This window comes from Paenibacillus sp. J23TS9 (assembly GCF_018403225.1).
In the GTDB taxonomy this organism is placed as follows: Bacteria; Bacillota; Bacilli; order Paenibacillales; family Paenibacillaceae; genus Paenibacillus_AQ.
On record NZ_BOSG01000001.1, the window covers coordinates 68,923 to 90,831 of the forward strand.

A 21,909-nucleotide genomic window follows, 5' to 3' on the forward strand; every position below is an offset into this window, starting at 1 on the left:
CATGAAGTCAAGGGTACCTGCTGTATGCGGCAGGTATCCTGTTTTTCTGAGGAGAATGTAATAGGCAAGCATAAAAACTGGAGGGATCGAACAATGAATGAAAGAATTAAGTATGCCGCACAGGTGAAACCGTCAGAAAGACAGCTGGCTGTACAGGAAATGGAGTTCTATTCGTTTATTCATTTTACGATCAATACATATACCGATGCCGAGTGGGGAACGGGGGAAGAGGATCCGTCGATCTTTAATCCTGCTGAGCTGGATGCTGATCAGTGGGTGGAGGCTGTTAAATCTGCGGGTATGAAGGGACTGATTTTGACCTGCAAGCATCATGACGGGTTTTGTTTGTGGCCAAGCCGTTATACAGAGCATTCCGTCAAGAACAGCCCATGGAAGAACGGACTAGGAGATGTGGTTCGTGAAGTATCCGATGCCTGCCGAAGGGGGGGGATCAAATTCGGCATCTATCTTTCCCCATGGGACAGACATGAGCCTACCTATGGTGATTCGGAGGTATATAATCAATATTTTAAAAGCCAGCTGCGCGAGCTCCTTACCGAATATGGAGATATTTTCTGCGTCTGGTTTGACGGCGCTTGCGGGGAAGGGCCAAACGGCAAGCGGCAGGTTTACGACTGGGATGCGTATTATGCATTGATCCGTGAGCTTCAGCCGGAGGCCTCCATTTCGGTATGCGGTCCGGACATCCGCTGGTGCGGGAATGAAGCGGGACACTGCCGGAGCTCGGAATGGAGTGTCGTTCCGGCATCCATTCAAGACAACGAGAAAATTCATGAGAATTCGCAGCAGCAGGACGACCGGGAGTTTGCCCGGAAATTCAGCTCCGAGGACGAGGACCTGGGCAGCAGGGAGATCATTCTTGATACCCCGAAGCTGATCTGGTATCCGGCGGAAGTGAATACGTCGATCCGTCCGGGATGGTTTTATCATGCGTCTGAGGATGACAAGGTAAAATCACTGGAGGAGCTTTTGCATGTGTATGAGGGATCCGTTGGCGGCAATGCAACATTTCTGCTGAATTTGCCGCCGGATCGCCGCGGACTTATTCATGAGAATGATGTACGAAGACTGCAGGAGCTGGGAGATGCAATCCGGCATAGATATAGCGTCAATTTGGCGTCCGAGGCTGCTGCAAGTGCGTCTGAATCGTCAGAGGGACATGAAGCGAAGCAAGCAGTGGACGGCAGTCGCGACTCATTCTGGGCACCACTTCAAGGTACGGAGCAGGCTTGGATCGAAGTTGACTTAGGGCGGGAAACGGCATTTGACAGTGTCATTCTGCAGGAGTACCGCTACAGCCAGCGGATCGAGCGTTTCACGCTCGAATGCAAGATCGGCGGTGAATGGTCAACGATTTATAACGGAACCGTGGTCGGTTACAAAAAAATATGCGGATTCGAAGCCGTTAGCAGCCGCTACCTGCGTCTGACCATCTCCGAATCGCGGTGGTGGCCGAATCTTTCCGCGTTTGAGGTGTACAGCAGCGATACGAACGCATGATCTGAGCGGGCTGATATGTTATGATAAAGGGACAGTTATAGTTTGCCTAAATTCATAACGAAATTAGCTCGAGGGACGTGAATACAAATGGATTTATTCTCTTTCCAGCAGGAGTCAGAGCCGAGCAGCAGGCTGCTAGCTGACCGGATGCGTCCGACCAGTCTGGATGAATATATCGGGCAGGAACATATTATAGGCCCCGGCAAGCTGCTGCGCCGGGCGATAGAAGCGGATCAGGTATCTTCGATTCTTCTGTATGGCCCGCCGGGATGTGGTAAAACAACGCTGGCCAACATCATTTCGCAAAAAACGCAGGCGGATTTCGTTAAGCTGAACGCGGTCGATGCATCTGTCAAGGATGTGCGCGAGATTATTGACCGGGCACAAAGCAATAAAGCGATGTATGGCACGAAGACCATATTGTTTCTGGACGAGGTACACCGCTTTAACAGCTCTCGGCAGGATGCCCTGCTGCCGGCTGTCGAGAAGGGGACGATTATTTTTATCGGGGCGACGACGGAAAACCCGTTTCATTATGTGAACGGGGCCTTGATGAGCCGCTCCACCTTGTTCCAGCTGCAGCCCCTGACGAAGGAGCATTCTCTGATTGCGATGAAGCGCGCGCTTGCAGATTCGGACAAGGGTCTTGGTTTCATGAGTCTTAAGGTTGACGATGAAGCGCTGGATCATATTGCCTCAATGGCGAACGGAGATATCCGGCGAGCGCTTAATGCGCTTGAGCTTGCGGCCATGACTACGCCGCCGGAAGACGATGGCACCGTCCATGTCACGTTAGAAGTAGCGGAGGAGTCTATCAGGCGCCCAACGGTACGTGCGGACGAGTCGACGCAATATGATGTATTGTCCGCGTTTCATAAAAGCATCCGCGGATCCAGCGACGCTGCGCTGTTCTGGTTTCTGTACGCGGTCGAGAAGCTGGGGATGGACCCGATGGTATTCATCCGCCGTCTGATTGCTGCGAGCAGCGAAGATATCGGTCTTGCCAATCCGCAAGCCATGGTTCAGGCGGTAAGCGCGCTGGATGCTTACCGGAACAACGGTTGGCCGGAAGCAAAACTCAATATTGCACAGGCGATATTATTCGCGGTGGAGAGTCCGAAATCTAACGCTGTATATACGGCAATTTCACGTGCAACGTCGGCAATTGATGAGCTGAAATCGCCGGAGGTGCCGATGCATCTGCGGGACACTCACTACAAAGGCGCCGTGAAACTTGGACATGAGGGTTATAAGTACCCGCATGACTTCCCTGGTCATTACGTTAAGCAGGATTATCTGCCGAAAGAGATCTCACGGCGGGTATTTTATCAGGCGACCGAGCAGGGAAACGAGTCCAAAATCCAGATCAATCAGCAGCGCCGACGCAATCAGTTTCTTTCCGGGGAAGAATAATAGCTTTACAAGGAAATATTCAAAGAATGAGCAGGATTCTATCGTATTTATAGAGAATGTTTTGCACAGACGAAAAAAGCCACTGCCGCAGGTTCACTGGGCAATGGCTCAAGGTCTGTGCTTTATTTTTTTTGTGTGGCAGGTATCTTGTAAGGGATTTTCTCCACTTGATCAATGGTGCCGCCGCCGAGGCAATCATCCCCTTGGTAGAAGACAACCGCTTGACCAGGTGTAATGGCTTTTTGCTGCTGAGCAAACTGTATATGAACAGTTCCATCTTCCAGCCATTGCAACGTAACCTGCTGATCAGGCTGCCGATAGCGGAACTTGGCCGTGCAGCTGAAAGGTTCTTTGGGCACATTCCCTTCACCTGCAATCCAGTTTACGCCTGTGGCAATAAGACCTTTTGAATACATGCTGGGATGCTTGTCTCCTTGCACGACATACAAAATGTTCTGCTGCAAATCTTTGTCGGCCACGAACCATGGCTCGCCGTTACCGGATCCACCGATTCCGAGGCCTTGACGCTGACCAAGGGTGTAATACATCAGGCCGTCATGGCGGCCCTTGATTTCACCGGTAGCAATATCCACCATATTCCCGGCTTGGGCGGGTAGATACTGGCTTAAGAACTCCTTGAAATTGCGTTCACCGATGAAGCAGACGCCGGTGCTGTCTTTCTTCTTGGCCGTATACAGACCTGCGGCTTCCGCTATGCGGCGCACTTCCGGCTTGGGTAAATGACCGATCGGGAACATGGCCTTCGAAAGCTGCTGCTGATTGAGCGCATTCAAGAAGTAGGTCTGGTCTTTGTTGCTGTCCACGCCGCGAAGGAGCTTTAAGACGCCGTCTTCTTCCACGACACGGGCATAATGACCTGTGGCTACATAATCAGCGCCGAGATCGAGCGCTTTATTGAGAAATTCACCAAACTTGATTTCACGGTTGCACATCACGTCAGGATTTGGTGTGCGTCCAGACTTATATTCATCCAGGAAATAGGAAAATACTTTATCGAAATATTCCTTTTCGAAGTTGACCGTGTAATAGGGAATATCTATCTGTTCGCAAACACGGCGCACATCCTCCGCATCCTGCTCGGCGGTGCAAACCCCGAATTCGTCGGTGTCATCCCAGTTTTTCATGAAAATCCCGATGACATCGTAGCCTTGCTCCTTCAGCAGGAGTGCAGTGACCGAGGAATCGACGCCGCCGGACATACCGACGACAACGCGTGTATTTTGATTGTTGTTTGACAAGAGTAATCACCATTTCTATTTGAAATTGTGCCCATATCGTATTTTAACACAACCTGCACCGGATCACATCAGAAAAGCTTTGTCCACGGTAGGAGAACATTTTGCAGTTTTGTGACTGTTGATTTAAGATTAAAGAATTGATAAGTTTCAGCGAAGCTGAACGATTATTTAATCGAAAGAAAAAACCACAGAAAACAGTCTGTCTTCTGTGGAGATACTCCGGTGGACGTTTTTCTTACCAAATAGCTGCCAGGTATGTTAACATAAGCAAAGGGTTATGATCGGAATACGCAGATATGCTTAATAGCCCAGGTCTGCCTATTGATCGTTCATATACTATAGGTTAAACTAAAGCTTCTTTTGCCATCAACCTGATCAAAAACATGATTTTGTGATGGTTATTTGCATCTTTAGTTCATTCTATATAGAAAACATGAATTTTTGAAAGAGGTGCCACCTTTGAAGATATCAACAAAAGGGCGTTATGGCCTGACTATAATGATGGAACTTGCAGCAAAATACGGCGAAGGCCCCATCTCTCTGAAGAGCATTGCTGAGAAAAATCAACTTTCCGAACATTATTTAGAGCAGTTAATTGCTCCGCTGCGGAATGCGGGCTTGGTAAAAAGTATCCGCGGTGCATACGGCGGGTACATTCTTTCTCGCGAATCCAGCGAAATTACCGCTGGGGATGTGATCCGCGTTCTTGAGGGACCGATTTCTCCGGTTGATTTTACAGAAGAAGACGATCCTGCCAAACGTAACTTATGGCTGCGCATCCGTGATGGCATTGCCGCCGTGCTTGATTCAACCACGCTGTTTGATCTTATATCCTACCAGGAGCAGGACGCGGCAGATAACTACATGTTCTACATTTAAAAAGGAGATGCAATAATGAATTCCATTTACTTGGATCATGCGGCATCCACACCCGTACATCCGCAAGTAGCCGAAGAAATGATGAAAGTGATGACCGGGCAGTTCGGCAATGCTTCAAGCGTCCATGCTTTTGGCCGTTCCGCTAAGCGTACGGTGAGCAGTGCCAGGGATATGATTGCAACATCTCTGGGCTGCCATCCGGATGAACTGGTATTTACCGGGGGCGGAACGGAAAGCGATAATCTTGCCCTGTTCGGTGCCTTATCCGCATTAAGCGGTTCAGGCAAGCACATTATTACGTCATCAATCGAGCATCATGCGGTTCTGCATGCCTGCGAAGAGCTGGAGAAGCTGGGATACCGGGTAACTTATCTTCCTGTTGATTCCACCGGACGGGTTCGGATAGAGGATGTGGAGAACGCTCTGACGGAGGAAACGGTGCTGATCAGCATCATGTATGCCAACAACGAAATTGGTACAGTGCAGCCGATCACGGAAATCGGAGAGCTAGCGAGAGAACGCGGCATTATTTTTCATGTGGATGCAGTACAGGCTTTAGGAGCCATTCCAATATCCTGCCATGATCTGCCTGTAGATCTCATGAGCTTTTCTGCTCATAAAATTAATGGACCCCAGGGCGTTGGCGCTCTGTATATTCGCCGTGGGATTCATCTTGCACCGAGACAGCACGGAGGACTTCAGGAGAAGAAACGCCGCGCAGGGACGGAAAATATGGCGGGAATCGCCGGATTTGGTCAAGCTGTACGGATTGCAGCTTCCCATTTGGAGGAACGCAGGGATCATGATCTTATGCTACGGCATACGTTTATTCGCATGCTGGAACAGGAACTTGGAAAAGACTCGTTTATCATCAATGGACATCCCTCTGAATTTTTACCCCACATTCTGAATATCAGCTTCCCGGATACAGATACGGAGACTCTCCTGATGAACCTGGATATGGAAGGCATTGCGGCAGCCAGCGGCTCTGCATGCACCTCGGGTTCCCTTGAAGTTTCTCATGTACTCCAGGCTATGAAACTTCCACAAAATGTTTTGCGCTCTGCGATTCGTTTTAGCTTTGGATTGGGTAATACTACTGAAGATATGGAATACACCGCCCAAAAAATTGCAACCATTCTTCGTCGTTTACGTAATAGAAGTTAGGGATTCTCTATGTATGGACAAGGAGGGAGGAGTGTTCCATACCATCCGGAAAATCAAAGGATTGATGCTGCCACGCATCAGTCCCGCGCAGGCGGGATTCCTTGGTTTTAATCTAAATAGGGATAGGTGGGATCCTGGCCATGAAGTTCCAAGAATTGATCGGACTTGCCGTTTTTGATGTTGAAGAAGGCAAGGAGATCGGCAAAATCAGCGATGTTATGATCAGCGAGGACTGGAAGATTCAAGCTTTGGAGCTTGAAGGCAAAGGGTTCTTTTCCAGCTCGGCTAAGTCAGTGTCCTGGGAGGACATTATGGCTTACGGCGAAGATGCTGTGATGATTCGTAATCAACAGGCTGTTCGAAAGACGGGGGCCGACGACATACACTACACCTATCTTCTGGGTAAAAATAAATTTAAGGATTTAAATGTATTGACGGAGGATGGCGTCCTGCTGGGTAAAGTGACGGACGTTTATTTTGACCAGGAAATGGGAAATACAATACTAGGTCTTGAAATCAGCGACGGCTTCGTCTCGGATTTGATGGAAGGCCGCAAATGGCTGCCGCTTACACAGGACATGTCCATCGGTAAAAATGCGATTATGGTACCTCCGATGAGCGAGGAGCGCTTGGAGAAAACCATTCATTCTGTTAACGGATAGGTGATAAATGAATATGAGATGTCCCAACTGCAATTCCAAAGATATCGGTAAAATCGGTTCACACCAGTTTTATTGCTGGGGCTGCTTTATCGAACTGACAGTCAACGGAGAGAAAATGTCCGTCTACCAGGTAGAAGAAGATGGAACGCTCAGTTCACTGGATGATTTGTTCTTCGAGGAGATCCCTCAGGATTTCCCGCAGATTCATGCATCCAATTGAAAGTGAACTTATGAACAAGCATGTTTATTAGAAAGAAACCCATCACTAGCGCCCGCTTGCGGCGCACGTTAGTGATGGGTTTCTTTTGTCATGCCGCGGCAGCTTCGTGTATAGATTGAAGGTTAATTTTTTCCTTTCGTACATATAATAACGTGTACAGCAAGTCCGAAAGGAGGAAACCGCATGGAGAAGATGATCGCAAACAAATGGTTCCGTCTCTTGATTTGGGTCATTCTCAGCCTTATCGCTCTCTATTTTATCTGGATGCTCCGGCCCATGTTCATGAATGTATACCATTTTTTCAAAGCGATTCTGGCTCCGTTCATTGTGTCCATGATCATCTCTTACGTGCTGAATCCGGTTGTCTGTATGCTGGCTGACCGCAAAATGCCCCGGGGGATCGCGGTGCTGCTTATCTATGCAGTCTTTCTGACTTGTCTAGCCGTCATCCTTATCAACATGATACCGATGCTGGTGGAGCAGATGGAGGAACTGAATGAGCATCTGCCGGAGATGACTATGCATGCCCAGAGCCTAATGACCCGGCTGGATCAAAAGCTGCTGCCAGACGGAGTAATGGCCGGTGTGGATCAGTGGTTTTTACAGTGGGAAGACAGGCTTGCAAAAGGTATTTCCGATTTTATTGACAATATTGGGACGACCATTAATGTGGTCCTGAATCTTTTCATCATACCGTTTCTCATTTTCTATATTCTTAAGGACTTCGATGTTTTTGAAAGAACTATTGTTTCTTACCTGCCTCGTTCTCGTAGAAAAGAGATGGTAGGCCTTTTAAAGGAAATTGATCTTGCGCTCGGGAATTATGTGCGGGGACAGTTTCTGGTCTGCTTGATCATTGGTGTTCTGGCTTATATCGGATACATGCTGATTGGCATGCAGTATGCGCTGCTGATGGCGAGTATCGTCGCAGTCTTCAATATCGTTCCGTATCTTGGACCATTTCTGGGGGCAGCCCCAGCCGTGGTCATGGCCTCCACGATTTCCTGGAAGATGGTGCTGCTGGTCATTGTCGTCAATTGGATCTGTCAACTTCTGGAAAGTAATGTCATATCGCCTCAGGTGGTCGGTAAAAAGCTCCATCTGCATCCGATTGTGATTATATTTGCGCTCTTGGTCGGCGGAGAGCTCGCAGGCATCGTGGGTCTTATTTTGGCGGTTCCGGTTTTCGCGGTATTTAAAGTGCTTCTCCAGCATTTTTTTGCCTATTATGTGAAGCGAAATACCGTCTGAGATGCCTCATTGACATTCATTAGCGCCGCCGATATACTTGTAGACAGTTGATTAAAATGGACAAAACGGCGATGAAATGAAGTACGGCAGAAAGCTCCTTGTGACAGAGAACGGGTTCCTCCACGTTAGAAACGTGTTGGCTGCAAGAATCCGCATGCGGGCTACTGGCCGGAAAGCTGATTTCGGAGTGCGGGCAAAACCCGCCGGTTGGCCCCGTTAGAGGCTTTTACGAGGAGATCGCTCTTTAGGGAACAAACGGATGCATGATACCGTGGAAGCTTTGAGCGATAACCAGGGTGGTACCGCGATTATGATCGTCCCTGAAAAATTATTCAGGGGCGTTTTTATGTTGTTTTCCAAGGACTTAAAATGAAGATAATTTGATGATGGAGGCTGTATACCATGAAAGCAAGTGAAATCCGTTCCAAATGGCTGGAATTTTTCGCAAGTAAAGGACACAAGATTGAACCGAGCTCCCCGCTCGTCCCACACAATGACCCATCGCTTCTGTGGATTAATGCGGGTATGGCGCCGCTCAAGCCATATTTTGACGGACGGGTCATCCCGGAGAATCCGCGTCTGACGAACTCGCAGAAATGCATTCGTACGAATGATATCGAGAATGTCGGCAAAACCCGCCGTCACCATACGTTTTTCGAAATGCTCGGCAATTTCTCAATCGGAGATTATTTTAAAGAAGAAGCCATTACTTGGGCGTGGGAGTTTCTGACCGGCAAGGAATGGATTGGTTTTGATCCTGAACGCCTGTCTGTAACGGTATATCCTGAGGACGAGGAAGCCTTCAAGCTCTGGAATGAGAAAGTTGGATTGCCGGCTGAGCGTATTGTGAAGCTGGAGGATAATTTCTGGGATATCGGCGAGGGCCCTTGCGGTCCATGTACTGAAATCTTCTACGATCGCGGTGACGCTTATGGAGATTTGTCCGATCCTGAAATGTTCCCGGGCGGAGAAAACGAACGCTTCCTGGAAGTGTGGAACCTCGTATTCTCCCAATTCAACCATAACAAGGACGGTTCCTATACACCGCTTCCTAATAAGAATATTGATACGGGCGCTGGTCTGGAACGTTTTGCTTCCATTTTGCAAAATGTGGATTCGAACTTTGACACAGATTTGTTCCAGCCGCTCATCCAGCAGACAGCCAAGCTTGCAGGCGTTAACTATAACGACAGCGTGGAAAAAGACGTTGCGCTTAAGGTCATTGCCGACCATGTCCGTACGGTTGCTTTTGCGGTAGCTGACGGTGTGCTTCCTTCCAATGAAGGACGCGGTTACGTCATCCGCCGCTTGCTCCGCCGCGCTGTACGCTATGGCAAAGTGCTGGGTCTGGACCGTCCGTTCCTCTATACACTGACCGAAACCGTTGGCAATATTATGGGCGTGTATTATCCGGAGGTTGTCGAAAAGCGTGAGTTTATTGAAAAGGTCATCCGTACCGAGGAAGAACGTTTCCATGAGACATTATCCGATGGTCTTGCCATTCTCGAAGACATCAGTAAAAAAGCGCTCGAAGACAGCAGCAAAATGATCAGCGGTTCTGATGCATTTAAGCTGTATGATACCTACGGATTCCCGCTTGATTTGACCGAGGACTATGCAATGGAGCATGGCCTTTCCGTTGACCGTGAAGGCTTCGATGCTTCCATGCAGGAGCAGCGTGACCGTGCGCGCGCAGCCCGTCAAGATAACGGTGGCATGAAAATTCAAGGCGGCGTACTCTCTGACTATACGGTTAAAAGTGAGTTTGTTGGATATAATGACACCGTAACGGATTCGAAAATTTTGGCGATCATTGTGAATGATGCCATGGTGGATACTGCCGGCGAAGGACAAAATTGTCAGGTTATTCTGGATGCGACTCCATTCTATGCTGAAAGTGGCGGACAGGTCAGTGATCAAGGACTCTTGCGCGGTGGAAGCGTGACTGCGAAAGTGGAAGGTCTTTATAAAGCTCCACACGGACAGCATGTTCATGTCGTAACGGTTGAAGCCGGTGAACTGAAGGTAGGCGAAACCGTAAAAGCGGAAGTGGATCAAGCCAAGCGCCGCGATACGGTCAAGAATCACACAGCAACGCATCTCTTGCACAAGGCTCTAAAAGAAGTGCTGGGCGAGCATGTAAACCAGGCAGGATCATTGGTGGAGCCGCAGCGACTGCGCTTTGACTTCTCGCATTTCGGCAGTATAACTCCGGAGGAGCTCACAGATATTGAACAACGCGTCAACGAACAGATTTGGAACGGTATTCGTGTTAATATCGAGCTCAAACCGATTGATGAAGCCAGATCGATGGGAGCCATGGCTCTATTCGGTGAGAAATACGGTGATATTGTACGTGTCGTTCAGGTAGGAGATTACAGCCTTGAGCTTTGCGGCGGATGCCATGTCAGCAACACATCAGAAATTGGGATCTTCAAGCTCGTGAGCGAAAGCGGCATTGGTTCAGGTGTACGCCGGATTGAGGCCGTAACTGGCCGCTCCGCATATCAGTTCATTGAAGGACAGCTTGATCTGTTGAAACAGTCTGCTGAATTGCTGAAATCCAATCTGAATGATGTGCCGAAGCGAATTGAGTCCGTACATGCCCAGATGAAGGAACTTGGCCGGGAAAATGAATCACTGCAAGGCAAGCTAAGCTTGATTGAAGCAGGCCAGCTAACGGATCAGGTGAAAACGGTAGGGGGCAAAGAGCTATTGGCAGTCCGCGTCAGCGTGGGCAGTATGGATGGCTTGCGTAACCTTGCTGACGAGCTCAAGAATAAACTTCCATCGGCTGTACTGGTTCTGGGCGCGGCGATCGAAGACAAAGTCAATTTCGTCGTATCCGTTCCACAGGAGCAGATCAAGTCGGGACTGCATGCAGGCAAGCTTGTTAAGGAAATCGCATCGGTTTGCGGCGGCGGCGGCGGCGGACGTCCGGATATGGCACAGGCTGGAGCTAAGGACGCAAGTAAGCTGGATGAGGCACTGAAGTTGGCAGAAGAGCTAGTAGCACAGGCATAAAGCATATATTGAGAATATTGCATGAATCCAAAAAGGCGGTTCATGCAATATTCTTCGATTAAAATAGATTGTATGACAAATAAATTCGAATAAAATTCGTTTTATTTGTCCCTGAAGTTTCCTTACAACGGGATGAGTATGTTATATTAGAATAAGATATGAAGCCTAAGAATCAATTCGTCAAAGTGTGCTTAGGGGCATGCATTTGAAGAAGCGAGGTGTCACAAATGGACTCCATGGATAAGACAATGAAGTTTAATGTCAAAGGCGATGAGAAGGAAGCTTCCTCCAAGGATATCCTTCTTACGGTATATGACGCGTTGGTTGAGAAGGAATATAATCCAATCAACCAGATTGTCGGCTATCTCCTATCGGGAGATCCCGCTTACATTCCGCGCCATAACAATGCCAGAAGCTTGGTGAGAAAAAAAGAGCGTGATGAGTTGATTGAAGAGCTGGTCCGGTTCTACTTAGCCAATCACCGATAGGAGAGCTTTATGAGGATCTTGGGATTGGACTACGGCGACCGCAAAATTGGTGTTGCCGTCAGTGATTTATTCGGATGGACTGCCCAGGGACTAGAGGTGGTAGAACGCCGGCGTGACGGTGCCGAGATGCAGCGTATTGCGGATCTGGTCCGCGAGTATGAGGTCGAGGAGCTCGTTGTCGGACTGCCAAAGAACATGAACGGCAGCATTGGTCCCCGCGGTGAAATCTGTATCGATTTCGCTGACAAGCTTAAAGAAATGCTGGAATTACCCGTCCACCTGTGGGATGAGCGGCTGACCACCGTGTCTGCCGAGCGGACGCTGATTGAGGCTGACGTCAGCCGGAAGAAGCGAAAGCAAGTTGTGGATAAAATGGCTGCAAGCTTGATTTTGCAAAATTATTTGGACTCAAAGACTAAAGGGTGAGGGTGATAACAGATGACCAATGAGCGTGACTATTTTGAGGAAGAACCGGATATTATTTATATTCCTGACGACGAAGGTAACGAGGAAGAATTTGAAGTCATCATGAAATTTGAGGTTGATGGATCAGACTCCAAATACATGATGGTTGTTCCGCTGGAAGCAGCGGACGATGATTCTGATGAGGTTTACGCATTCCGTTATGAAGAAGACGGGGACGATCTCAAGCTCTACATGATCGAAGATGATGAAGAGTGGCAGATCGTGGAGGAAACCTTCAACACCTTAGTTGCTGAACTTGATGGAGGTAATGATCATGAATGATTTTTCTGCAGACCAGGCTGCCTGGACTTCCGTATTGAAGGAAGCATTCGGCCCGACTGTAGAGCTGGAAGACGAAGACGGTTCCATTGAAGTCTATGATCTTACAGCGGAGTTTGAAGTAGGCGGCCAAACCTATGCGGTGCTGCAAAGCCCCGGTGATGAGGATGGCGAGTACAATATATTGAAAGTCGTTAAGGCACCAGACGGAAATCTCGAACTGGCGACCATTGATGACGATGATGAATGGGAAAATGTTACCGAGCTTTACGACGAAATGACTTTCCCGGACGACATTGAGAATTAATTTACAGATTTACAGCTTCCCAGAGTAGACAAAATTTCAAAATGAATAAACCTAAGAGGGCGGTGCAGACCGCCCTTTTTGGTTGTGAAGGGTTGGATTTTTCTTGAAAGCTGTCAAAGTTGTGATTGTTATTCTGGTCATTCTCCTTCTTGGAGCAGGCGGAGGGGCGTATTACATATGGAATGGTCTGCAGCCGGTTAAAGCGTCTGACCAGGCCATCAAATTCACGATTGAATCGGGCATGGGTACCTCGAAAATCGCCGATGTACTGTATAAAAATGGCCTAATTAAAAATGAATCTGTTTTTAAAGGTTATTTGAAGTGGAAAAATGAAGGCTCCCATTTTCAAGCCGGCGTTTATGAGGTTAAGCCTGGGGCCACATTCGATGAGCTTATTGCCAAGCTGAACAGCGGGGAAGTCGTGAAGGAAGCGATGATCCGTATTACCATTCCGGAAGGTTACACCATTGAGCAAATTGCGAAGAAGGTAAGTGAAGCAACGGGGACGTCAACGGATGAATTCTTGAAGCTGGCGAATCACCCGGGAGATCAAGCGGTTGCTGCCTTTAAGGATGTTCCTGAAAGCGCTAATCTGAAGCATGCAGCAGAAGGATATTTATTCCCGGATACCTATGAATTTAAAAAAGGAACAAATGACAATGACATTTTTCATAGAATGATGGAGCAAATGCAAAGTAAACTGGACAATATTCCTGATTTGCAGCAAAAGCTTAAAGACCGGGGCATCACCCTGCATGAGCTTCTGACAATTGCATCGCTTGTTGAACGTGAGGTTGTAGTGGATGAAGAGCGGCCGCTGGTAGCTGGTGTCATCTATAACCGCCTGGATAAAAAAATGAAGCTTGAGATTGATGCCACGGTGCAGTATGCCCTCGCTGAGCCAAAGGAACGTCTGCTTTATAAAGATCTGAAGGTAGAGAGTCCATATAACACCTATTTGCATGATGGACTTCCGCCAGGGCCTATTTGCAGTCCAAGCATCGCTTCCATTAAAGCGGCGCTGAGTCCTAAAGCATCCGATTATTTGTATTATGTCACCAAGAAAGACGGTTCGCATGAGCATTTGTTTGCCAAAACGTATCAGGAACATTTAAAGAACATAAAGAAGAGCAATAGCACGACGAAATAAAAGAGGTGCCGTATGACAAAACGACATGAGCTTATGGTTACAGCCGGCTCTTTGCAGGAATGCTCTGCATACATGGATGCGGGAGCAAGTGAACTGCTTATTGGTGATGCCTGTTACGGAATTAGAATGCCCGGATATTTTTCGGATTCGGATATTCGTGAAGTTGTCCGTCTGGGACATGCCCGCAACGTCAAAGTAATGGTGAGTATGACTAACATCATGACCAATGATATGCTCAGACGGCTGCCGGACTATATTTTGTTTTTGAAGGATGCTGGCGTCGATGCGGTGGAATACAGTGATCCTTCCGTTCTTGCTGCAATTAAAGCTTATGCGCCTGCGATTAGGCTGCACTGGAACGGCGAGATGATGTCCACCAACTATGCTACAGCCAATTATTGGGGTCGTAAAGGGGCATCTCGCGTTGCTGCCGCCAAGGAACTCAGCATGGATGAAATTCTGGAACTGAAGCAGCATCTGGAAATTGAAGCACAGGTTCAGGTACACGGCATGACGAATATGTACCATTCAAAGCGGAGACTGGTTGAAAGCTATATGGCTCATCAGGGACAGCCAATCCAGAACGGCAGTTTGGACAAAGACCGCGGTTTATTTCTCGTTGAGGCGGACCGCGTTCAGGAAAAGTATCCTATCTTCGAGGATGAGCATGGAACGCATATTATGAGCTCGGATGACATCTGCATTTTGGAAGACCTTCATCTGCTGATGCGGGCCGGAATCGAAAGCTTTAAGATTGATGGTTTTATGAAACCAGTATCCTATAATACCGCGGTAATTAAGGCATATCGATTGGCTATCGATGCTTATACGGCGGATCCCGACAGATATAAGTTCCGCGAAGAATGGCTGGAAATGATCCGGGAGCTTCAGGATCCGGAGCGCGAGCTGACATTTGGATTCTTTTATAAGGAACAAGTCTATTAGGATAGAGAGGGAGGTGTCATAATCGTGAAGGAAGTGCTTTCTAAACCGAAATACCGGGGGAAAAGAGTCCGTCTCGAAAAACCGGAACTGCTGGCACCTGCCGGAAATTTGGAAAAGTTGAAATTCGCTATTCATTACGGTGCGGATGCGGTATACATTGGCGGACAAAAATACGGGTTGCGTTCGAATGCAGATAACTTTACGTTTGAGGAAATGCGCGAAGGTGTGGAATTTGCAAAGAAATATGGTGCGAAGGTATTCGTGGCCACCAATATCTACGTGCATAATGAAGATATTGATGGTATAGAGAAGTATTTACGCAGTCTCTACGATGCCGGAATCTCGGCTATTATTGCTGCCGACCCGGCCATTATCGAAGTGGCACAGCGTGCAGTTCCATTGCTTGAGGTGCATCTCAGTACACAGCAGTCCACGTTAAACTGGCAGGCGGTGAAATTCTGGAAGGATGAGGGGCTTCCCCGTGTTGTTCTCGGCAGGGAAGCGAGTCTGGAAGAAATCGCAGAGATTAAAAACAATGTGGAGATTGAGATCGAAGCGTTTATTCATGGTGCGATGTGCTCATCGATTTCAGGCCGCTGCGTGCTGTCGAACCACTTTACAGACCGTGATTCCAACCGCGGCGGATGCTGCCAATCCTGCCGCTGGAAATATGATCTATTTGAAGATGGCAGAGACAGTGAAGAAGAATCCGCTATGGCGGTGCAGCCAGCAGCTTTGAAACCGGGAATAACGCAGCTTCCTCTTTTTGATGAAAAGGATCATGCTTTTACGATGGGATCCAAGGATCTATGTATGCTTGAGCATATCCCGGATTTAATTGAAGTTGGCATTGACAGCTTTAAGATTGAAGGGCGTATGAAATCCATACACTATGTAGCTACGGTCGTTAATGTATATCGCCAGGCGATTGATGCTTATTTTGAGGACCCGGACCATTATGCCCTTAAACCTGAGTGGCTGGATGATCTACATAAAGCAGCAAACCGCCCGCTGAATACTGGTTTTTTCTACGACATACCAGATCATGAGGATCATATTTATGAGCCGGAGGAAAAGGCAGCTCCTTATGATTTTGCAGGACTGGTGCTTGAGTATGATGAATCTACTCAAACGGCGGTCATTCAACAGCGCAATTTCTTTAAACAAGGTCAGGAGATTGAGTTCTTTGGGCCAAAGGGAGCCTTTTTCAAGCAAACGGTACATGAAATGTGGGATGAGGAGGGACAGCCTCTGGAAGCAGCGCGTCACCCGCTGCAGAGAATCCGCGTGAAGGTAGATCAGCCCGTCGCATATTTCGACATGCTGCGCAGAAAACATTAGCAAGTCCCAGAAACTATATTTTAGGCCGCTGACTCCTTGTGTACAGCGGTTTTTTTCATGCAAGGACGTATGGACCATTCGTATTAGGAAAATAGTTATAAAGAATTTTCCGAAAAACCAAAGGATAATGGTGGAAAATGTCGAAGAATAAAGTAGGTGTTGCTTACATATTACGTGAGGCAAGAAATTAAAGTGGTAGGTGAGGAAATGGGAGAGGTTCAGAAGAAGGAACTGGAAGAAGGCAAAAAAAACCGTTGGGGGAAACAGCGGAAGAAAGAGAAACAGGAAGGGAAAACTGTTAAGGTTCAGGCTGACGCTAAAAAAGAAAGATTCAATTTGCGGAATGCGGGTTCCCGGATAGAGAAATTCAATCCTGCAAAATCAGTCGGTGTGAAGCTGTTTTTGATCTTCTTTATAGCGATTGTATCTTTTGTATTAATTCTAGGCCTAACGTCATACAACAAGGCTAAGAGCACCATCAAGAATAATGCCGCTTCAGCGAACAAACAAACCATGATTCAGACATCACAGAAGCTTGATATTATTCTGAAGCAGTATGAGGATATCTCATTGCAAATCTTTTTTGATCCGGAAACTCAGACATTGATTGATGATATGTCCTCATCAGATGTAAGCGCGTATGATATGTTCGTTCTGAATGATAAGATCAGCAAAAAGCTAAGCAATCAGATTAACAGCAACAGTACAATCAAAGCCATCTATCTCGTTCCGCCGTCAGACGGACAGAATCCGATTATGGCAGGCAGCGCTGGCAGTGATATAACTACCATCCGTGATGAAGCATGGTTTAAGCAAGCGCAAGGTCAGAGTAGAGCCTATTGGGTTACATCGGATAAAGGCAAGGATGGAGGGGAAAACTTCAAATTGGTCCGCCCTCTGCAAAGCTTAACCCGTGGTGGGAAATCCTATGTGATCGTTATAGAACTGAAAACAGCTCTGATTGAGGATCAACTGAAGGCCATCAATTTGGGCGAGGGCAGTAAGCTGCAGTTAATCTCTACCGATAACAAGGTGGCTGGTTCCAATCAAGATGATGAAGCAGGAAATGCGACGAACTTTACTTTTATGAAAGATCAGAAAGATGCGGCCAACAGTCTGTATACGGAGGATAGTCAGCGTAACAGTATCCTGGCAGTCTATAACACCTTGGAGACGAACGGTTGGAAGCTAGTAGGTACAATTCCAACGGAACTGCTTGTGAAAGACGCTCAAGGGATTCTGCGGCTGACCTTAGGATTTGTATTGATTGTAATCATTATCGCGATCCTCATTGGATGGTGGATGATTCGTTTGATTGCAAGACCGTTAAGCCAGCTTAAGGATCTGATGATCGAAGGTTCCAAAGGAAATCTTAAAGTGCGGACGAATCATAAATCATCCGATGAAATTGGTGAGCTGGGCAAAAGCTTCAACTTGATGATGGATCAAATCACGAAGCTTGTGCAGCAGACGAACACAACAGCTCAAGCTGTTCTCGAAACGGCGAGCGAGCTGACGGATGCATCGAAAAAGACAGCCCTCTCTGCGAGAGAAATTGCTATAGCAACAGAGGAAATTGCCAATGGAGCGAGCAGCCTGGCTACCGAAGCAGAGCGCGGCAACGAGCTGACGGATAACATTTCGCGTCAAATGCAGCTCGTGGTGAATGCTAATGAAGAGATGGGAAGCGCAGCCCATCATGTCGAGCAATCCAGTGAGCTGGGTACGAAGCACTTGAGCAGCTTGATGGATAAGACGCATCAGACGGAAGACATGACGCGTTCTCTCATGCATAAAGTGGACAATCTGAAACAAACGACGATGTCCGTCAATAAAGTCCTTGAAGTATTGCAGAATATCACGAAGCAAACGAATATCCTGTCACTCAACGCAACAATAGAAGCTGCACGTGCGGGTGCCGCGGGCAGAGGATTTATGGTGGTTGCTGACGAAATCCGCCAATTGGCAGACCAGTCCAGACAATCCATTGATATGGTTGGCCAAATCACAGAGAAAATCATGAGTGAAATGAATGAAACGGTTGAGGCTTTACAGGAAGCGAATCCTTTATTCCAGCAGCAAATGGATTCGGTTAAAGAGACGAATGATATATTTGTTTCTGTACAGGAGCAGATGGCTGATTTCACACAGCGCCTGGATTCCGTGACGCAATCGATAGAGACATTGAATCACTCACAAGAAGTTCTGTCCGATGCCATGAGCAATGTCAGTGCGGTAGCCGAAGAGTCCTCCGCAACATCCGAAGAGGTTGCTTCGCTCAGTAATGAGCAGCAAAGCATCGGCAGCCAGCTGGTACAGCTATCGGGTAAACTCGAGAATGTATCCAGTGAACTGAAGGAAACACTTTCGCGATTCACGATATAAGAAGATTATTTGGAAAATACAGCCAAAAGGCTGTCCTTGAAGGTTGCTGACCTTTAAGGACAGCCTTTTGCCGTCTGCAGCGATACACGGCGCTGATTCGATTGGAAGCCTTCAGAATAGGACATAATGGGAAAAACGTCGAAAAAAGGGACGGTGTGCTGGTCATGTTTAAACAGAAACAGCGGGTCTTTTATGGATTGGTCATTCTGACAGGTATTCTGGTCGTTCTCATATTGAGATTGGCTTATATTCAGCTCGTATCCCGTACCTCCAAGCTGCCGGACAGCGTATATACACTGCAGGAAATGTCGGTCCTCCAACGCGAGCGTGGAGTCGTGCTGGATTCCGGCAGGGGAAATATCTTTGACCGGAATGGGAAGCCCATCACAGGTGAAACCGTCTCTACAGCCGTTCTATTTCCAATAGATAATAAGTCTTTAACCAATCAAGATGGGAGTATGGACTTGGTCGCCGGAGCTCTGGGTACGGATACGGCCAAGCTAACGAATATTTGGAACAAGCTCAGTGTGCCTGTTTTTTGGCAAGGAGCACTTAAAAACACACCGCAGGCGCTAAATCCAAGTCAGGCCGAACATATCTCTGAGCTGAAGGTTAGCGGCATTGAAGTGCTTCCTTACACCCAAAGGTATGTAAACAAGAAAAGTGGTATGCAGTGGCTCGGTCACTTATCAGAGCTATCCGGTCAAAAGCATATGCCGCATACCGGCTTTGCATTCAAGGAAGGTGCTTCCGGTCTTGAGAAGACGCTGGAGCCGCTGCTGCGTGGCATTGGTCCCACGACCGCCTACTATTCCGTTGATGGTACAAACCGCTCGATTCCCGGTACGGGCATCCAATTAAAGTCACCTAACAATCCATACTATCCGCTTCGGCTTCATACAACCATTGATCTCTCTCTTCAGCAACAAATCGAAGCGCTGACGCAGAAGGCGGGGATGAAAGAGGGGGCAGTTGTACTCCTGGATGCGAGCAATGCGGATGTTTTAACCATGATATCAAAGCCTTTTTATAATCCGCTCGATATCCATCCTGAGCTTGGCGCCTGGAACAACAGGGCGGTACAGGCAGCTGCTCCGGGCTCTATTTTCAAAACCGTGGTGGCCGCAGCGGCGCTGGAAGCGGGGGTGACGTCCACAGACGAATCATTCTATTGCTCAGGCGATTACGGCAACTATGGATTATCCTGCTGGAAACCCTCGGGACATGGATCTCTCTCACTGGAACAGGCTTTCGCCGAATCCTGCAACGTTGTATTTGCTCAGCTGTCGGAACGTTTATCAGGGGAAGAGCTGGAGATCACAGCCAGCAGGCTAGGGCTTGGTCGTACCATTGGTTGGGAAGCGAAGAATATGGCAGGAATGCCATTGCTGCAGCCCTTTGATCATGAGGAAGCGGGAACCATTTATTCGAGTGCAGCTTCTGCGCTCGATGGAGGCACGAGAGCCCAGTCCGGAATCGGGCAAAGGGATGTACGTGTAACCCCGCTGCAGGCAGCAAATTTGGTGGTTACGCTTTTACATGGGGGACAGGTTCGGGCACCGCGTATTCTGGAGAGCCTTGTTTACGCGAATGGACAGGTCATGAAAGAATTCAAGCCGCATTTATCCCCTTCACGATCGGGGAGCATACGGCCTGAAACGGCCCGGCTGGTAAGCAGCTGGATGGAGAAGGTCGTTACAGAAGGGACAGGTAAATCGCTGCTGAAATCGAAGTGGAGGCTGGCGGGAAAATCAGGTACGGCGCAGATTACCGTTCAGGGGCGGCAGCGTAACAACCAGTGGTTCATCGGGTATGGGCCGGTTGATCGGCCGAAATACGCTGCAGCCGTACTGTTCCAAAATATGCCGACCGAAGGCAGTAATCAAGCTACAGCCTTATTCGGTGAGATTATGAATCTGCTTGCTTCTCAGAAATCGTAGGTTCAGGTGCTTTTACGGCCATATCAAATGGGGAAACATCAAACTCTTCCTGCGGCAGTCGAATCCAGCGCTGCAAATACCCCTGCTGCAATAGCTCTTTCAGCAAGATCAGCAGTACCGGTGACAGGATCAGGCCGGCAACGCCGAAGATGGAAAGCGAAATAATCATGAACGACAGCATGAGAAAGGCTGAGGATATACCGATGGAATTACCGGTAATTCTTGGTTCCAGCAGCTGACGTGTCAACAGGACAACGACGAGCAAAACGCAAAGTCCGATGGCAAGACTGATATTTCCGACGATGAAAAGGTATACGATCCATGGAATCAGGATGACCGGTACACCGACCAACGGCAGAATATCAAAAACGGCGCATACCAGTGCGAGCGACAACTCATTGCCAGTACGCAGAATCAGAAGACCTATGTAAATAAGAACCATGGTTATCAACACCATAATCATTTGGGCTTTTATGTATGAACCGATGGCTTTCAGTACGTAGGTTGTCAGGAATGTATAAGCGTTTTTTAGGGTTTTGGGGGACTTGTCCTTGACAATTTTGCGCCATCCGCCAATTTCAGTACTGAGGAAGAAGGCAAGAATAATCGCTACGCCAAAATTAGCCATAAAAGATGAGAACGAGCTGAACAAGGATACCATATACTTTAAGAAGCTGGTGGCCCATCCGGTCGCGTAATCCGTGAAATTTTTAAAGTTTTCATTCATCTTATCGGTAATGTTCGGAGGCAGAGCTTCGATTTTATGCTGGAGAAATGCAGTTGTTTTGGTAAATGCCGATTGGATCATTTGTGTGTATTGGGGCAAATTATCTTGGACCTGGGCTATTTGGGAGACCACGATCAATCCGATACCAAAGAGGATGCCCAGAATGACAAGCACGAACAGCAGGACCGAAATGGCTGCGGCGAGCGTTTTAGGGAGGCCTCTCCGGTGAAGGAATTTAGCCAAGGGCTCAATCATGAAAAAGACGAGAAAGGACAAAAAGACGGGGGCTGCGATCTGGTAAAGCTTGCTGAATACGTACATAATCAACAAGACGGTCAGCACGATCATCCCAATGTCTATAAAGGTCCTCCAGTATTTTTTGTAGAGAGGAAGCATGAACGAACGTCACTCCTTAAAGTATGTATTTTAAAGCTTAACTAAATTTATAAAAAAATGCCTATTTCGCGAATGGCTGTGATAAAATAA

General features: G+C 47.8%; 19 protein-coding genes. 17 read left to right on the top strand and 2 right to left on the bottom strand.

What is annotated here, in order from left to right; translation table 11 throughout:
- Positions 1 to 24: 24 nt before the first annotated feature.
- A complete protein-coding gene (locus tag KJS65_RS00355) occupies positions 25 to 1,521 on the top strand; it encodes an alpha-L-fucosidase (RefSeq protein WP_213648091.1) in 1,497 nt (498 codons plus the stop codon).
- Between the two features lie 87 nt (positions 1,522 to 1,608).
- The gene (locus KJS65_RS00360; protein ID WP_213648092.1) at positions 1,609 to 2,934 is read left to right on the top strand and encodes a replication-associated recombination protein A; all 1,326 of its coding nucleotides are present in this window, start codon (positions 1,609 to 1,611) and stop codon (positions 2,932 to 2,934) included.
- A 122-nt stretch (positions 2,935 to 3,056) separates the two neighbouring features.
- On the opposite strand, the gene mnmA is transcribed toward KJS65_RS00360, so the two are convergent.
- Positions 3,057 to 4,193 carry a tRNA 2-thiouridine(34) synthase MnmA gene (gene mnmA / locus KJS65_RS00365; RefSeq protein WP_213648093.1) on the bottom strand — a complete coding sequence of 379 codons (1,137 nt, stop codon included), beginning with the start codon at positions 4,191 to 4,193 and terminating at the stop codon, positions 3,057 to 3,059.
- A 459-nt stretch (positions 4,194 to 4,652) separates the two neighbouring features.
- On the opposite strand from mnmA, the gene cymR reads away from it, so the two are divergent.
- The 15 genes from cymR to KJS65_RS00440 all read left to right on the top strand — a co-directional run bounded on the left by cymR (position 4,653) and on the right by KJS65_RS00440 (position 20,696).
- Positions 4,653 to 5,072, top strand: coding sequence for a cysteine metabolism transcriptional regulator CymR (cymR, locus tag KJS65_RS00370; protein ID WP_213648094.1), 420 nt, complete (start codon positions 4,653 to 4,655; stop codon positions 5,070 to 5,072).
- A 15-nt stretch (positions 5,073 to 5,087) separates the two neighbouring features.
- Positions 5,088 to 6,239: a cysteine desulfurase family protein gene (locus KJS65_RS00375; protein WP_213648095.1), complete on the top strand. Its 1,152-nt coding sequence runs from the start codon at positions 5,088 to 5,090 to the stop codon at positions 6,237 to 6,239.
- 140 nt (positions 6,240 to 6,379) lie between these two features.
- Positions 6,380 to 6,901 carry a PRC-barrel domain-containing protein gene (locus tag KJS65_RS00380; protein ID WP_136606701.1) on the top strand — a complete coding sequence of 174 codons (522 nt, stop codon included), beginning with the start codon at positions 6,380 to 6,382 and terminating at the stop codon, positions 6,899 to 6,901.
- 13 nt (positions 6,902 to 6,914) lie between these two features.
- Complete coding sequence (locus KJS65_RS00385; RefSeq protein ID WP_136606700.1) at positions 6,915 to 7,121, top strand: hypothetical protein; 207 nt, start codon at positions 6,915 to 6,917, stop codon at positions 7,119 to 7,121.
- Between the two features lie 183 nt (positions 7,122 to 7,304).
- Positions 7,305 to 8,372, top strand: coding sequence for an AI-2E family transporter (locus KJS65_RS00390; RefSeq protein ID WP_213648096.1), 1,068 nt, complete (start codon positions 7,305 to 7,307; stop codon positions 8,370 to 8,372).
- A 402-nt stretch (positions 8,373 to 8,774) separates the two neighbouring features.
- Positions 8,775 to 11,396 carry an alanine--tRNA ligase gene (gene alaS, locus KJS65_RS00395; protein WP_213648097.1) on the top strand — a complete coding sequence of 874 codons (2,622 nt, stop codon included), beginning with the start codon at positions 8,775 to 8,777 and terminating at the stop codon, positions 11,394 to 11,396.
- Positions 11,397 to 11,623: 227 nt separating this feature from the next.
- Positions 11,624 to 11,884: an IreB family regulatory phosphoprotein gene (locus KJS65_RS00400; RefSeq protein ID WP_127601893.1), complete on the top strand. Its 261-nt coding sequence runs from the start codon at positions 11,624 to 11,626 to the stop codon at positions 11,882 to 11,884.
- A 9-nt stretch (positions 11,885 to 11,893) separates the two neighbouring features.
- Complete coding sequence (gene ruvX, locus KJS65_RS00405; protein WP_136606697.1) at positions 11,894 to 12,310, top strand: Holliday junction resolvase RuvX; 417 nt, start codon at positions 11,894 to 11,896, stop codon at positions 12,308 to 12,310.
- A gap of 12 nt (positions 12,311 to 12,322) precedes the next feature.
- The gene (locus KJS65_RS00410; RefSeq protein WP_136606696.1) at positions 12,323 to 12,631 is read left to right on the top strand and encodes a DUF1292 domain-containing protein; all 309 of its coding nucleotides are present in this window, start codon (positions 12,323 to 12,325) and stop codon (positions 12,629 to 12,631) included.
- Positions 12,624 to 12,935: a DUF1292 domain-containing protein gene (locus tag KJS65_RS00415; protein WP_211147024.1), complete on the top strand. Its 312-nt coding sequence runs from the start codon at positions 12,624 to 12,626 to the stop codon at positions 12,933 to 12,935. The genes KJS65_RS00410 and KJS65_RS00415 overlap by 8 nt, the downstream gene beginning before the upstream one ends.
- A gap of 103 nt (positions 12,936 to 13,038) precedes the next feature.
- Positions 13,039 to 14,085 (top strand): endolytic transglycosylase MltG, encoded by a 1,047-nt coding sequence (mltG, locus tag KJS65_RS00420; RefSeq protein ID WP_244864341.1) that lies wholly within the window; start codon positions 13,039 to 13,041, stop codon positions 14,083 to 14,085.
- 12 nt (positions 14,086 to 14,097) lie between these two features.
- Positions 14,098 to 15,030 carry a peptidase U32 family protein gene (locus KJS65_RS00425; RefSeq protein ID WP_213648098.1) on the top strand — a complete coding sequence of 311 codons (933 nt, stop codon included), beginning with the start codon at positions 14,098 to 14,100 and terminating at the stop codon, positions 15,028 to 15,030.
- A gap of 24 nt (positions 15,031 to 15,054) precedes the next feature.
- On the top strand, positions 15,055 to 16,371 hold the full coding sequence (locus KJS65_RS00430; RefSeq protein WP_213648099.1) for a peptidase U32 family protein: 1,317 nt from the start codon (positions 15,055 to 15,057) through the stop codon (positions 16,369 to 16,371).
- Positions 16,372 to 16,578: 207 nt separating this feature from the next.
- On the top strand, positions 16,579 to 18,756 hold the full coding sequence (locus tag KJS65_RS00435; protein ID WP_213650578.1) for a methyl-accepting chemotaxis protein: 2,178 nt from the start codon (positions 16,579 to 16,581) through the stop codon (positions 18,754 to 18,756).
- 164 nt (positions 18,757 to 18,920) lie between these two features.
- Complete coding sequence (locus tag KJS65_RS00440; protein ID WP_213648100.1) at positions 18,921 to 20,696, top strand: peptidoglycan D,D-transpeptidase FtsI family protein; 1,776 nt, start codon at positions 18,921 to 18,923, stop codon at positions 20,694 to 20,696.
- On the opposite strand, the gene KJS65_RS00445 is transcribed toward KJS65_RS00440, so the two are convergent.
- A complete protein-coding gene (locus tag KJS65_RS00445; RefSeq protein ID WP_213648101.1) occupies positions 20,665 to 21,819 on the bottom strand; it encodes an AI-2E family transporter in 1,155 nt (384 codons plus the stop codon). The genes KJS65_RS00440 and KJS65_RS00445 overlap by 32 nt on opposite strands.
- Positions 21,820 to 21,909 lie beyond the last annotated feature (90 nt).